Source organism: Sporosarcina sp. P26b, assembly GCF_002743245.1.
GTDB lineage: Bacteria > Bacillota > Bacilli > Bacillales_A > Planococcaceae > Sporosarcina > Sporosarcina ureae_C.
The window spans coordinates 36348-51719 of sequence record NZ_PDYW01000008.1 but is presented as its reverse complement, the minus strand read 5'-3'; the positions used below and the strand labels follow the sequence as shown (position 1 = coordinate 51719).

At 38.5% G+C, this 15372-nt stretch carries 12 protein-coding genes; 3 read left to right on the top strand and 9 right to left on the bottom strand.

All coding sequences use genetic code 11. The annotated features are described in order from the left end of the window. Window positions 1–74 precede the first annotated feature (74 nt). The gene (locus CSV69_RS09710) at window positions 75–1808 is read left to right on the top strand and encodes a globin-coupled sensor protein (protein ID WP_099693287.1); all 1734 of its coding nucleotides are present in this window, start codon (window positions 75–77) and stop codon (window positions 1806–1808) included. Between the two features lie 49 nt (window positions 1809–1857). Here the strand turns inward: CSV69_RS09710 and CSV69_RS09705 are convergent, their stop codons facing one another. Continuing rightward, window positions 1858–2715 carry a YitT family protein gene (locus CSV69_RS09705; RefSeq protein ID WP_085427643.1) on the bottom strand — a complete coding sequence of 286 codons (858 nt, stop codon included), beginning with the start codon at window positions 2713–2715 and terminating at the stop codon, window positions 1858–1860. A gap of 158 nt (window positions 2716–2873) precedes the next feature. On the opposite strand from CSV69_RS09705, the gene CSV69_RS09700 reads away from it, so the two are divergent. Continuing rightward, window positions 2874–4661: a multicopper oxidase family protein gene (locus CSV69_RS09700; protein ID WP_085427644.1), complete on the top strand. Its 1788-nt coding sequence runs from the start codon at window positions 2874–2876 to the stop codon at window positions 4659–4661. 147 nt (window positions 4662–4808) lie between these two features. Here the strand turns inward: CSV69_RS09700 and CSV69_RS09695 are convergent, their stop codons facing one another. Genes CSV69_RS09695 through CSV69_RS09685 form a run of 3 tightly spaced genes read right to left on the bottom strand, consistent with a single transcriptional unit; the run spans window position 4809 to window position 8348 of the window. After that, on the bottom strand, window positions 4809–5855 hold the full coding sequence (locus CSV69_RS09695; RefSeq protein WP_099693286.1) for a DNA cytosine methyltransferase: 1047 nt from the start codon (window positions 5853–5855) through the stop codon (window positions 4809–4811). Beyond that, window positions 5856–7256, bottom strand: coding sequence for a protein NO VEIN domain-containing protein (locus tag CSV69_RS09690; RefSeq protein WP_099693285.1), 1401 nt, complete (start codon window positions 7254–7256; stop codon window positions 5856–5858). 12 nt (window positions 7257–7268) lie between these two features. Beyond that, the gene (locus tag CSV69_RS09685; RefSeq protein WP_233192361.1) at window positions 7269–8348 is read right to left on the bottom strand and encodes a DNA cytosine methyltransferase; all 1080 of its coding nucleotides are present in this window, start codon (window positions 8346–8348) and stop codon (window positions 7269–7271) included. 349 nt (window positions 8349–8697) lie between these two features. On the opposite strand from CSV69_RS09685, the gene CSV69_RS09680 reads away from it, so the two are divergent. Then, on the top strand, window positions 8698–9483 hold the full coding sequence (locus CSV69_RS09680) for a lantibiotic ABC transporter permease (protein WP_099693283.1): 786 nt from the start codon (window positions 8698–8700) through the stop codon (window positions 9481–9483). A 105-nt stretch (window positions 9484–9588) separates the two neighbouring features. Here CSV69_RS09680 and CSV69_RS09675 read toward each other — a convergent pair whose 3' ends face one another. Genes CSV69_RS09675 through CSV69_RS09655 form a run of 5 tightly spaced genes read right to left on the bottom strand, consistent with a single transcriptional unit; the run spans window position 9589 to window position 15180 of the window. Next, on the bottom strand, window positions 9589–10071 hold the full coding sequence (locus CSV69_RS09675; protein ID WP_085427648.1) for a glycosyl-4,4'-diaponeurosporenoate acyltransferase CrtO family protein: 483 nt from the start codon (window positions 10069–10071) through the stop codon (window positions 9589–9591). 38 nt (window positions 10072–10109) lie between these two features. After that, on the bottom strand, window positions 10110–11228 hold the full coding sequence (locus CSV69_RS09670; protein ID WP_099693282.1) for a glycosyltransferase family 2 protein: 1119 nt from the start codon (window positions 11226–11228) through the stop codon (window positions 10110–10112). A gap of 27 nt (window positions 11229–11255) precedes the next feature. After that, window positions 11256–12764, bottom strand: a complete 1509-nt coding sequence (locus tag CSV69_RS09665; protein ID WP_099693281.1) for a phytoene desaturase family protein — start codon at window positions 12762–12764, stop codon at window positions 11256–11258. A gap of 18 nt (window positions 12765–12782) precedes the next feature. After that, a complete protein-coding gene (locus CSV69_RS09660) occupies window positions 12783–13646 on the bottom strand; it encodes a phytoene/squalene synthase family protein (RefSeq protein ID WP_085427651.1) in 864 nt (287 codons plus the stop codon). Window positions 13647–13659: 13 nt separating this feature from the next. Further along, entirely contained in the window at window positions 13660–15180 is a 1521-nt protein-coding gene (locus CSV69_RS09655) for a phytoene desaturase family protein (protein WP_099624918.1), read from the bottom strand. Between the last annotated feature and the right edge of the window lie 192 nt (window positions 15181–15372).

Here is a 15372-nt window from a genome sequence, read left to right as displayed (position 1 = left end):
TCTCCTGTTTTACATTGATTTACGCGTAAAAATATCTATACTATTAGTAAATACCTATTTAGGAGGCCTATACCATGTCGTCATTTCGTCCCAAAATGAATATGGAACAATTACTTCAAAGAGGCACGGATTTGGATTCTGCGCCAAGATTTCAAGAGACACTGCACTACAATAATTTCCGCAAACAAGATGTTCAAAATCTTCAAGAACTATATAAAAAGTGTGAGAACATCACACCGAGTATTACTGATATTTTTGAACAATATTTAACGGAACTTTCTCCTACACAAAAAAACCCTGTACCTCGCTCATTAATTGATGAGTATTTACACGACTTCTTCACCATGACACGCAGTACAGAATATATGGAAAAAACACTTCGCTTCTTCTTTACTTTACGCAAGCATAAATTCGAAGCAGGAAAAACCATTGTTTTATTTAATCAATTCGCCTTTTATATCCAGACGCATGTATTGTATCATTTCGGTTATCGCCCAGCCAAAGCATTCGATTTACTGAAGTCTCTGCAAGCCGCTGTCAATATTGATCAGCAACTGTATATTGAACTGATGACAGAGCAGACAGTAGAACATGTAGTAACAGAAATTTCAGGTCTTGTTGATGCGAATGCAAAGATCATGTTCATGAAGGATTTGATCTTTAGCCTAGACCACCAATCGGATGAAATCCAATCCTCTACTGCCGCTACTGAACAAATTACAGCTTCTATTACGGAAGTAGCCAATACTTCCTCACGAATTTCTGAAAAGACTGCAGACTCCGTAGACTATGCGATAAACAGTAAAAAAACAATCGAAACAACATTAGAAGATATTTTTCAAACGGAACAACAATTCCGTTCTATCGTTGAAACATTCTCTTCTTTGCAACAACGCATCGGAGAAATTGAAAACGTCGTGCAATTGATCAATGGCATTGCAGGACAGACAAACTTGCTGGCATTGAACGCATCCATTGAAGCAGCGAGAGCAGGTGAACACGGTAAGGGATTTGCTGTCGTAGCACAAGAAGTTCGTAAGCTAGCTGAAAATACAGTATCTGCACTGGCTGAAGTTACGGATAACGTAGGACATTTAAAATCCTATGCCAATAACGTATCCCATTCTATTGAAGATACAACGAAAATCATTACGCATGCTACTTCAGAAGCAAAAAACGCTTTGCCGTTGTTGACAGCAATAGTTTCTGCAATCGAAGAAATTAATATGGATGTCAGCAATACAGCCGCCATATCCCAGCAACAAGCTGCCTCAATTGACGAAGTGTCTCATCGCATGATGGCTATTTCTCAAACACAGGAAGACATACGTCAATTTGGCGAGAGTACTTCTGCTTCCATTTACGATTTGAGTAAAGAGATCAATGCATTTCGTTTACGCGTAATTAGCGAAAACAGTGTTCACTTATCTTCTAAATCTTTACTACAATTATCGAAAGCTGATCATATACTTTGGAAATGGCGTATTTATAACATGCTATTGGGGCTTGAGACTGTGAGGCCGGCAGATGTTTCTTCTCACAAAGATTGTCGCCTCGGTAAGTGGTATAACCTGCCTGAAACGAAAAAAAGGCTTGGGCATCTGACTGCCTATCAAAACATAGATCAGTATCATGCATTAGTTCATCAATACGCACGCGAAGCAGCAACTCACTTTGAACAAGGTGACCGTGTGGGTGCTGAAAATGATTTAAAGCAATTAGAAGTTGCATCAATGGAAGTGGTCAATCTACTAGACGAATTAATCATCGTTCTAGAAAAAGAAAGCGAGAACTTACAACCAGTATGATCGTAAAAAAGCTATCCGGGACATCCATTGATGTCCAAGATAGCTTTTTTCAATACACTTTCGCAAGAGAGAATCCTCTACCAAGAATTTCTGATGCGTTCAGGAATACAACAAATGCCTGTGGTTCTTCCTCTCTCAGAATCTTCTTCAAATAAATCGCTTCCGCTTGCTCTACTACACATAAAATCATAGTTTTCTCTTGATTGGAAAAGCCGCCTACCGAGCGAACTTTAGTCAATCCGCGGTCAATTTCCTCTTTAATAATCGTCTGGATACGTTCTTCATTATCCGTAATGATCAATACCAGCTTAGATTGTGATGTCTGTAATTGCACAAAGTCAATTACCTTACTGGTCACAAAGATCGCCATCATCGCAAATAATGCCAACTCTAGATTAAATACAATAGCGGATGCAATAACCACCATGCCATCTACAATTAATTGCGCATATCCACTGGACAAACCCGAATACTTCTTGACGATTTGCGCCACTGTCGCTAGTCCTCCAGTCGAACCATTTCCTCTGTAGACTATGCCAAGCCCTACTCCTAACATGATTCCTCCATAGATAGCGGATAGTAAAGGATTGTCGATAGTCGAAGGAATATCAGCAGTCAGCCAAATAGTTAGCGGCACAAAAAATGTTCCAACTAATGTTTTTAAACTAAAATCCTTGCCGAGAAGTAACATGCCTATAAAGAATATTGGGATATTAATAAGCCACTGAACAAAGGCAGGCTCAAACCCATACATCTCATACAGAATAGTACTAATTCCAGATACGCCTCCAGCTGCTAGTCGCGCTGGTAAGAAAAATATATTAAAAGCTAAACCGACTAAAACAGATCCGATCATAATCCAGACATATTCTATCAGAAGCTTTTTCTTCGGTGAACGGGTTTTCATTCGTAAAACCTCCCTATCTCGATGAGCTAAAAGTACATTTGTCATTTTACATCATATTTGTGAGGATGAATAGCCTACCGTATATTTATAGGCATAAACGGTCTCCCCTTTGCATTTACTAGTTTTGATAGTAAATTCACTTGGAAGGAAGCGATGTATTGAAATTAACACCATTTATTGACCCACTACCTATTCCTCAATATCTTACTCCACTGGAAAGGCATAAGTGCTTCACGTACTATGAAATTGGCATGAAAGAGTTCTTTCACGAGTTTCATTCAGAGTTGGCACCCACAAAAATTTGGGGTTACGAGGGGCAATTCCCTGGTCCACTAGTCAATGTCAACAGTGGTGAGTGCGCACATGTTAAGTGGAAGAATGAACTCCCCGAGCAACATTTCCTACCAATCGATAGAACACTGCACGGTTCAAGCGAACATATGCCAGATGTTCGTACAGTCGTCCATTTACACGGGGCGGAAGTTGAGCCTGAAAGTGATGGTCATCCTGAAGCTTGGTTTACTAATAACTATCATACCGTCGGTGCGGTATTTGACTCGCCGGTCTATAAATATAATAATAATCAACGTGCCGCTACACTTTGGTACCATGATCACGCAGTCGGCATTACCCGTTTAAATGTTTATGCGGGTCTCGTTGGCATGTATATTATTCGCGATGAAGAAGAACGCAAACTAAACCTTCCTTCTGGAGCATATGAAATTCCATTAATTATTGCTGATCGCGGCTTTAACGAAGACGGCTCCCTATTTTATTCAGATACTACAAACGTGAGGCCAGGACCTGTACAGCCCGGATTGACATTCCCTCATCCTTCCGTCACACCTGGTGAGGCGTTTGAAAACATCACAGTCAACGGTAAAGTCTGGCCGTTTTTAGAAGTAGAGCCAAGAAAGTACCGATTCCGCATATTGAATGCATCCAATGAACGCTTTTATAAAATGAATTTATCAAATGGTCAGAAAATCATACAGATCGGTTCAGATGGTGGATTATTGGAAACACCTGCCTATATGGATGAGTTAACGATTGCACCCGCTGAACGTATGGACGTAATTATCGATTTCTCCAAACTGGCACCCGATGATACGATCGTCTTAGAAAACACCGCAGCGACACCGTTTGATTTCGCACCGCCAGTAGGTGCTCTGCCTGACCCCGAAACCGACGGACAAATTATGCAGTTTAGAGTGGTTGAATTAACGGCACCAGATACGAGCAATCTCCCAGCTATACTCAGCCATATCCCCAAACTTCGGGAATGTGACGCTGCTCAAACACGTGATATTACACTGGATGCAGACATCGATGAATATGGTCGTTTAAAGTTCTTGTTTAATAATAAAGGTTTCATGGAACGAATCGATTTTAAACCTCAACTGAATGATACAGAAATCTGGCGCATCATCAACACGGCCGGCGCAACGCATCCTATACACATCCATTTGATCCAATTCCAGATTCTCGACCGCATCCCTTTTGACGCCCAAGGTTTCACAGCGAATGGTTTACTGAATTTTACAGGTCCTCCTGTAAAACCTCCCGTAAATGAACGAGGATGGAAAGACGTCGTCCAATCTCCACCTGGATTTGTAACACGAGTGATTATGCGCTTTGCTCCATTCACCGGTCGCTACATGCTTCATTGTCATATTTTAGAGCACGAAGATCATGATATGATGCGACAATTCGAAGTAGTGGAGCGCAAATGTGGCTGCAAAACCAACTGCACATGCAAAGAGCATAAACCAAAACGCAAATGTGAGTGCAAGAAGAAGTGTACATGTCAGGGTAAGTGTACGTGTAAAAAAAGCTGTACTTGTAAGAAAAAGAAATCGAATCACCCATCGAAAAAAGAACGTCATCATAAAAAATGTCCTACATGTCCTCCTTGTTCCGAAACGTATCGATGCGAATGTGAATGAAAGAACCCCTGTGATATTCTCACAGGGGTTCTTTACGCTTCTATCAAATAGTCATAGAGCATAGCTTCCACGAATATAGCACTTATAAAAAATTTGTAAAGTGAATAAAGATACTCGTGATAAATGCAGAAGAATATTATACATTTGTTAAAGAACTAAAGAATGCTTACCATTAATAATATTAGACTGTATTGCAGAACTATTGGTGATAGTAACATTTTCAAACTGTTTTAGTAATGCATCTGCTAAATACCACATTACGACTGGTGGAATTGCATTACCAATTTGTCTATATGCATCTGCTTCAGAACCAACAAATTCAAAATTGTCTGGAAAGGATTGTATTCTAGCTGCTTCTCGAGGAGTAAACCTTCTATATAGCTCTTTCTCGGGATCAACTAAAAGCACAGGATCACGAGAATTTAAACTTACTTTAGCCAGATGGCTTGTTATCGTTAAACAAGGACCATTTAAATCTTGCCATAACCCTCTTTTCATATTTTTTTTCGCATTTTTCATGCCTTGGACTGCTCTTTCAGAAAAGTAATACTTAGGATCATCTGGTACTAAACTTTTTATTACTTTGTTTAATGGTACCCATTTAACATCATCACTTGTACTAGACTCTGTATGAGTTGGCTCAGGGAATATATAGTTTTTTCCATAATCTTTTCTGACTCCAACAATGAAAACCCGGTATCTCTTTTGTGGTATACCATAATCAGCTGAATTAATTAGTTTTACAGTTAGATTATAGCCACATTTATTAAATTCATCACATACTCTCTGAAAAATGACACCTTTTTTCAAAGTCATAAAACCTCTAACATTTTCTGCGATAAAAAAGTCTGGTTGCTTGTCTTTTAAGACTCTTATCATTTCTTTATAAAGATTTGCACGCTCGTCAAACGGATCCTTAGTAGGATTAACAGTACTGAAGGATTGACATGGAAATCCTCCAACTAAGAGATTGTGATTTGGTATATCTTCTGTAGAAATATTACGTATGTCTTCGCAAACAATGTTATTACCGCCAAAGTTTTGTTCATAAGAGTTTAATGCTTTTCTATCGATATCATTTGCATAAACAATTTCGAAGGGTAGTTTTTTATATTTCTTTCCTATAAATTCAAAGCCACCTTTAATACCGACATCAGACCCACCGCAACCTGCAAACAATGATACTACTTTCATTTAGTTATATTCCTCCTTCTCATCTACTATAAAATCTACAGCATTCTTGGAAAAGTCTAATCTATAAGAAATAGGCTTTGCGCGAAGTATGCCTTCAACGTTTTTTTGATAAGGATCTTTTATTATATAGACCAAAGTCTTTTCAGGTGTGAAGTAAACTCGATAAAGAAAATAAGACCCTCTATGTTGTGTTGCAGCAATCCATTCATTTCTTGTCAAGTTTATTGAGTCAATCCAATTTGGATCATCTAATTTTGGCACTGTTACTCTTTTGGTCGATTTAACCTCTATATACTTTACAAACTCCGAGTCCTCTCCATTTTCTGCAACAACAGATTGAATATCATATCCTAACCCTCTCGTTTTACCTAAGTGAACCACTTTACCAGATAGTCTCACGTCAAATTTTCGAACCCTATCCTTTTCATAAGTTAAAACGTAATTCTCTCCTTCATCTCCTAAAGCCATTTTATCAAAACCATTTACTTTAAATTCTTCTGTTTTATTGGTTTGTTGTAATCTTAAGGAATTAAGCGAGGTTTTAAAAGATATAGTTTCATTTAGTCCAGCATAATATAATTGCCAGTCATCATATAACCTCTTTTTATCTATTGCAGTGTTTAGATTGTATTGATAGACGTCAAATTCAGGTTTACTGTTCCAAAAATCAGCAAATACTTTTATATATTCCTCATCAAGTGAATTAAGATAGACATAAAGTCCATCAAAACGTAATATATTCGCTAGCTCTAATAAATTAAGTTGTTCTCTAATGTGTTGCATATAATAGGAACTTCTCTCTGTTGGGTAATTGACTTTCATAGTCAAGCCCATACTTCGATCATATAATATTCTTTCGACTACATCAGCGGGGTTAACTAGACCTTGTAATACATTTAGAGCGTTCAGTACGTAATAAGCAATATCATCCTTTGTTAAGCGGATTCTCTTTTCTTCTGAGATCTGTAATACTTTAATAACATAAGGAAACTGTCTAATTGATAATTTTTTTTCAATATGATCTTTTATAGTGTCTATTTTATTCATTCCATTAGGAAACTGGAATTTAAAACATATATCCTTAAAGAAGGCGGGTTGATCAGAATCATCTAAATACTTCATAGTTCTACTAGATGGTATAATAATTCCATCTTGTTCATAGTACATACCAAATAATTTCCCTGCTATTTCTGAACGATGGTTGTCTTTTGTCTTTTTAGATATACCATTACCCAATAGCGATGTAACTCTTTTATTGAATTCCTCTATAAACTCTAATTTACTACATGGACAAATATCATCTATTATATTAGCGTATGCCGGAAGTAAGTCATCCAATTTATTCGATGCTTTACCTCTAATAATAATACATCTATATTGTTCTTCTGGATTATACTTCATTTGACTTAGCACCTAACTTTCTATAATTTTTTTTATTTCTAAAGCAAGGGCATAAGATAAAATAGGTGGAACAGCATTACCAACTTGTTTAAGCTGACTTGTTTTCGTTCCATAAAATATAAAGTCATCTGGGAATGATTGTATTCGGGCAGATTCTCTTACTGTAGGAACTCTGTTGGCTTTATAATGAAAGTGATGATTATGTCCTGTGTCAATAGTGAAACAAGGCTTTTTACTATTCATTCTAGTCCATGCTATATTTACTTTTCTTGTATTATGAAGATTTTCAGGTAAGTCCTTATAATTACCACCATCTGGTACTTGTGAGATGATCTCTACTGTTTTTGGTTTATGAATAGTGGCTAAATGATTTTTAACAACATCACTTCTTAATCTCATTAAACTTTGATACTTATTTTGAGGGGGGGTTAAATAGCTCATATGCTCTTCACCATGTTCATCTTCTAGTAAAGGGAGATCACTTATGGCTTCTTCACTGGTTACATATGGATATTTTAATTTTGCTCCATGAACTGGAACTGGAAACTGAAAGTAATCATAAGGAAACTCAAAAAGATCTTTTCTCAACCCTACAAAAAATACACGTTTTCTCATTTGCGGTACACCGTAGTCCGCAGCAGTAAGAATCTTATATGTAACGTTATAGCCTATACTTTCAAGACTCTCAAGAATCCCATCTTTAGCTTTTCCTCCAAATAATCGAACTAACCCTGGAACATTCTCCATCACAAATACTTTAGGTTGAATATCGTTAACAATATTAACAAATGACTTGTATAGTTGGTTTCTTGGGTCATCAAGGATCCTTTTACCTGATATGGAAAAACCTTGACAAGGGGGACCACCTATAATTATGTCTATTTCATTTTTATCTTTATTTATAAATGATAATAATTGATTTGCTGAAATACTATTTAGATCTTCCTCAATCACTTTAGCTTTATTATGATTTTTTTCAAAAGTAACAAGTGCATCTTTCCAGACGTCCACTCCTAAAAGCACATTAAAACCCGCCTTTTCAAAACCAAGTGAAAATCCACCACATCCGCTAAATAAATCTATAACATTCAATGTCAATATCTCCTTTTTCTCTAACTAAAATAATTATTACCGCGAATCTTACATTTTACTTGTATTTTGATACATCCTAGATAGTTTAGGTCCTAAATAATTTTTATAAAATAACTACATTTAATATTCTTCGTAATTTCATTGGTGATTTATTATACCATATACGAACGTAAGATCCTAATATGCAATTTTCACCGAAATAATCTATTAGAGAAGATAAAGTTACTAGTATCGTTAAACTGACATGCAAAGATTTTATTAGATCTAACGAACCGGTGTTTCAGTCTGCTAGAAAACAGGAATACTTAACCAACTACTATAATATAATCTACTTAAATGAGGTGTAGAAATGAAACGAGGAAACACATCCGTATTATTGCGCGTGGCGATTGTTGTTACGTATGTTATCATGATTGCAGCCAATGCACTCGCAAATATACTACCCCTAAATGGACAAACAACAGGTGAGCTGTCAGATAAATACGGAAATCTATTCGCACCTGCGGGATTTACATTTTCCATTTGGAGTTTGATCTATTTACTGTTATTATTCCACGTCGTCTATCAATTGGGGTTGTTTCAAAAAACGAAGAATCCACAACTTTTAAGTCAAGTAGGTAAGTACTTCTGTATTTCATCTTTGTTAAATGCTTCATGGATTTTCTTATGGCATTATGAATACTTACTTTTTTCCGTTGTTGTGATGTTGCTTATGTTGCTAACTCTCATCAAAATCAATACCATCACCTTGAATGCAACACTGACACGTAGAGAAGCATTTTTCGTCAAACTTCCATTCAGTGTCTACTTTGGATGGATCACGATTGCTACGATCGCGAATATTACCGCCTTTCTCGTCTCAATTGATTGGGATGGATTTGGAATATCTGAAGTCACATGGACGATTATCATTTTATTTGTTGGCGCTGCTATCGGAATTATGACTACTATTAGACAACAAGATATCGCCTATGCCCTTGTGTTGATTTGGGCATATTACGGTATTTACTCGAAGCACACTGCAGTGAGTGGATTTAATGGAGAGTATCCTACGATTATTCTATCGATAATAATTTGCTTAGCGCTTATAGCACTGACTATTGTATTCGTTGTTGTGAAAAAGTTACGCAAATAAAAAAGCGCAAAGGAGCAGGCGATTGCCTTTTCCTTTGCGTCAAATAGTTGTGCAATTAGGTTGTGTTATCATACAATACCCAATACATACATTCTACTACAAAACTTATCGTGATGAATTCAACAGCCTTTCCAATCGAGGACGATTAAATCGTTGCACCACGATCAACGGCACGTTAAACAGTACGGCATAGGCAACATTAAGCCAAGCAGCCCAAACTGGATTCCAGAAAAAGAAAAGAAATCCCGGCAAAATAGTTAACCAATGTACACATTCCGCACGTCTTGATTCTAAAAGAAAGTCATAAAGCGATGAATCATCCGCTCCATGCAAATGACTTTTATTGTATCCGCTCGAAATGAACAACGTACCGTCTGGAATATGCCCCTTCCACTTCTTCACGCGGAATAACCGTTGCCAAATTCGTCCTTCCTGTTCCCAAGAAAAACTCTTAAACAAGTGTCCATTCCGCGCAAACCAATTGATAGGAATTCGCTGCGCCGCCACCGATATAGTTAGATGAAAGATCATCCACGCGACTGCATCCAGAAGAATGACTCTATGCAGTGGCAATTCGATCAGCGGCATCCCATCACCCCCTTCATTGGTTCCTTCAACTCATTACCTCACACATTAATATTTCGCCCTTTCCATTGTACACTACCTTTTCGCTTTGATAGATAAAGTGAGTACGTAAAGATAGAAATAAAGACGACCAACAATAGTGGATATAGCGGGAATATCCACCAAATAAAACGACCGACACGTTTAGATGCGACCGCTAATTCAACTGCGTACAGTATATATAAACCAATAGACACCCCTAGCCAACTTGTCGAACTAAAGCCTGAAGCAAATAGCATACTAGCAGCAATTAATGCACCCGCCATCCATGTATAGATCAATACCATAACGAGTGGGTGCGTCGCTGCAGAACCACTTGCCATACTTTTTGAATAGCCTTGTACCATATCGGATAAGCCTCCTGGATACATACGCAACCAGGCTATTCCCTTACCACCATAGCAACGTACAGGCAAATCATGTTGTTGAAACGCCTTCCCAAGCGCCAAATCATCCATTACGGCTCCACGTACGACCGCATGTCCGCCAATCTCTTCATACTGCATCTTATCACATAACAAGCACGGCCCGAATGACCCCCCCGACTTCAAACGAGTTCCTGCAACTGTAAAGACGTTCATACCCGCCATCACAATGAGTGGAAACAGAAATGCCAACTGCTCATACCATTTCTCGGCATAGTGCTCCGGCTGTAAAGACAAAATTCCACCGCTCCCCATGGATTCAAATGATGCGATATAATTCGACAAACTGTCTGGATGTGTAAAGACCGTATCTGCATCCATAAATAGTAATAATTTATTGTTAGCTACCAATGAACCCGCCCAACAAGCAGCAGACTTTCCAATCCAGCCTTCTTCCAATAATTCATTTGAAATTACGTTAGCACCGTAAGATCGTGCCAATTCTCTTGTACCGTCAGTAGAGCCGTCATCTACCACAATCACTTCATACGATACGTGTCGCTGATGAACAATGGATTCAAGTAACGGCTTCAGACGAAACTCTTCATTTCTTGCTGGAATGATAATGGAAACAGAAGATGTGGGAATACCTTTATGCTGAATGGTGGGTACTCGCCAAAAAACTAGTACGCCACATAACAAGCCAAGGAGCGCTATGACAAGTGCAATCAGTAGCAAGATCGATAAGACATCCATCACAAACTCCTCCTCTGTATCATTCCTTTATGATCGTGACCGTTTCACCATATCACGCGTCAGGATCTTATCGCATACTTGTTGACCACTTAGCGTCACCATGGGCATACCGCCACCTGGATTGACTGTACCGCCAACAAAGTACAAATTATCAAAGCGTTCACTATGCTTCGAGTGTTTGAATCCTTTATTCTTCTTTTTATCCGATACCGTCCCATAAATCGCTCCACGGTGAGAGCCATATGTGCGTTCAATATCATGAGGCGTCCAGACATCACGCGTTACGATGTTCTCACGTAAACCTTCTAGCCCCATACGCTCAAGCTTTTCTAACACGTTATTCTCAAGCTTCAAATAATCCGCTGGCGTAAATGGGTTGTCTTGAATATATGGAATATGCGGTAGGATTTTCAGATTTTCGTGACCCGGTAACGTTTGTGAAGGATCTGTTTTATTCGTGTTAACAAGATAAATTGTTGGGTCATCAGGTAATTGCTTCTTCACAAACACTTTATCCATTTGCTTTTTGAGATTCTTGGAGAAGAAGAAGTTGTGATGATTAAGTTGCGGATAGCTCTTCTTTACGCCTAAATGAAGCACCAAGCCTGAACTGGATGGCTCAAACTTCTTCTCGAGTTTTTTCGTGAACTTAGGGTCACTATCGACCATCTTCTGGTAGAACGGAATTACTTCCATATTGGAAATGAAATAGTCTGCCTCTACTATTTCACCGTTAGCCAGTTCAGCACCAATAATTTGGTCTCCAACTGTCTTCATTTTCCGAACACCGATCCCTGTATGTAGCTTGACACCAACTTCTTCTGCCAATTGAACAAGTGCATTAGCTAAATGATGCATTCCGCCCGGTACATACCAACAACCTTGCGCATGCTGCATATAGACCATCATATTTAGTATAGCTGGCGCGTCATAAGGAGAAGAACCAACATATTTAATAAAGTACGACAACATATCGCGCAGATGCGGATTACGTACACGCTTGTCAATTGCACCGTGTACAGTAGAAAACAGATCAAAGCCTTTAATCGACTTGAGTGCACCATGATGTTTAATCACTTCACTCGTGGAGTCCAGTCCTTCTTTGAAGTAGCCCGCTTCCGTCATGTCATACAGACCTTTAGAATAGTTCAGGAACTTCTGATAATCTTTCATATCCTTATGTGATAACTGTGGGTTCATCTGCTCCATCTTTTGTAAATCACCATATAAATCGAGCACTGTTCCGTCGGGGAAGAAAGAACGCCATTCACGCTCTAATCTAAGTATTTTTACGTAATCTGACATACACTTCCCACTATCCTCAAACAGCTTTTCGAAAATATGCGGCATCGTCAAAATGGAAGGGCCCAAATCGAAACCGAAACCGTCTTGCTCCAAGCGATTTAATTTTCCACCTAGATGATTGTTTTGTTCATACAAGGTTACAGAATAATCACGTTGCGCTAATGAAATAGCAGCCGACAGCCCACCTAGGCCACCGCCAATCACCACTACGCGTTTTTGGTTTTCCAACATATAGGGCCACTCTCCTTCTTACATGCTCGCACGGGCAACTAACTTTGCCATTTCCACCGCTGACACATAATTTTTCTGATTAAAACAATCGTATCCACTTTTTCGTACACTATTTAATATTCCTTGATAAACATGTGCTGACGATAATACGGGAAAACGGCTATCCTCATCGAATTCTCCAATATGTTGCGTGAAATTGTCATATAAGTTCTCCGCACGTTTCGCAAGATATTCCCACATAGCCACAAAGTTCTTTGTGATTTGCCCTTCTGACAAAAAAACTTCACTATACTTATAGCGTTCCATTTCCTCTTGTGGCAAGTAAATACGACCTTTGTCTCGGTAATCTTCACCGACATCACGAAGGATATTTGTTAGTTGCATTGCAATGCCGAGATCTTCCGCCACGCGATTCAAGTCCGTCTTAGCGTTACTCGCAATAATGGGTAATAACATTTTTCCTACAGAACCTGCCACATACTTACTATACGTTTCCAATGAACTAAGATTCGATGGGCTCATAAAATGAATATCCATACGTTGCCCTGTCAGTTGTTCATAAAACGGTTGTAAGTCCATATCGAAACGATTGAATACGTCACGTAAAGCTCTCCATAATGGATGATCTACTTCTTGGCCTTTTGCAAAATGATTGAGTTCATCTGTCAATCGATCCAACGCAATAAGTTGTAAACCGCTTGTATTATTTTCATCTACACTATCATCTGCAGTTCGGCAAAAGGCATAGATAGCATATACTGCGCGTGCTTTATCTTTTGGTAGATTTGAGAACGCGTAATAAAAGCTCTTTGAATGACGCTTGATGATTTTTTCACAATAGGCATAGTCAGAAGCTATAGTCGATGATCGATCGATTACCATATGAATTCTCCTCTCAAGTTGCTTGGAATAATATACCTCTATCATCATGCATGAGTTCTTCTGTCGCGATTCGTGCGGAAAGAAGAACAATCGGCACCCCTGCACCTGGATGTGTACTACTACCTGTAAAGTATAAATTTTCACAATGCGTTGCTTTACTTTGTGGACGTAAATGATTACTTTGGCTAAGTGTTGGCTGCAACCCGAATGTTGCACCATTTTGTGCGTTGAAACGTTCTTCAAAGTCTTTCGGCGTCATAAAGCTTTCAGACACAATTTCATTTTCCACGTTTTCAAAGCCTTTTACTTTCTTCAATGCTTCTAGAACGTAGTGGCGATAATGCTGGATTGTTTCTTCATCCCACTCGTATTGTGAACATGAACGGTCGGAAACAGGTACTAGAATATACAAACCATCTTTACCTTCAGGTGCCAATGAAGGATCCAACTTGGAGCCAATATAAACGTAGAAAGATGCCTCTTCTAGTTTCTTACCAGTAAAAATATCATCCAAGTTTTCTCTCAACTTCTCATTGAAGATAAAGTTGTGTGCAGTCTTTATTTCTTCATATTTCTTATCCATTCCGAGATACATCAGGAAGCATGAACAAGAGTATTTCATATTATCTATTTTCTTATCTGTGTACTTCCCTTTAGAAGGCACATCTTTCACCAAATTTTTCATTGCGTATGGGAAGTCCGCATTGCACATTACATAATCGGATTCGATGAACTCACCCGCAACTTGTATACCTTTTGCTACTCTATTTTCAATGACTATCTCCTCGACCGGTGTATTGTAATGTACTTTGCCACCAAGCTCTAGGAACAAACGCTCAAGCGATGATGCCATAGTGTACATTCCGCCTTTAATAAACCAGACACCGTAGAGGAATTCGATCATCGGAATCATCGTATATAGTGACGGTCCACTATAAGGAGAAACCCCAATATATAATGTCTGGAAACTTATCATCTGCTTTAGACGTTCATCTTTAATGTACTTGCTCATAAATGCATCCGCTGTGTCAAACGTCTTCAGCTTCAAACCTTGTTTAAGTACAGACAAGTTATAGAAATCCGATGGTTTACGGAATGGCTTCTGCAAGAAATGTTCTTTCGCCACTAGGAAACGCTTATAAATCACTTGCAAGTATTCTAGGAATCCAGCCGCGTCATCTTCGCTTATTCCTTCGAACACTTCCATCAGTTTTGATAGTTCAGCAGAGATTTCATAGTGATCCTGTGGTTTGTCGCCAAAGTATACGCTATACATTGGATCTAAACGTTCCATAGGAATATAGTCATCGGGGTCTTTTCCACACAGATAAAAAATTTCTTTATATAGATCAGGCATCATTACAATGGTGGGCCCTAAATCGAATTGATAGCCGTCTTGTTGAATACGGTGCATCTTACCTCCAGCCATAGATTCCTTCTCAAATAGCTCTACTTGATAACCCGCGTGTTGAAGTCGGGTGGCACTCGCGAGTCCTGCTACACCCGCGCCAATTACGTTTACCTTTTTCTTCATTTTTTACATCTCCTCACTTCTAGTGTGAAACAAACATTGTACAGAGTTGTATAATCAATGGAATAATTACAAGTTTCGCAATAAAACCTTATACAATGGTTATACACTATTATAAGATTTTTCACAAGTAGTAGAGTTAGCATTTTTAAAATTACGTGAAAAAGCCCCTAATCTCATAGCAAGATTAGGGGC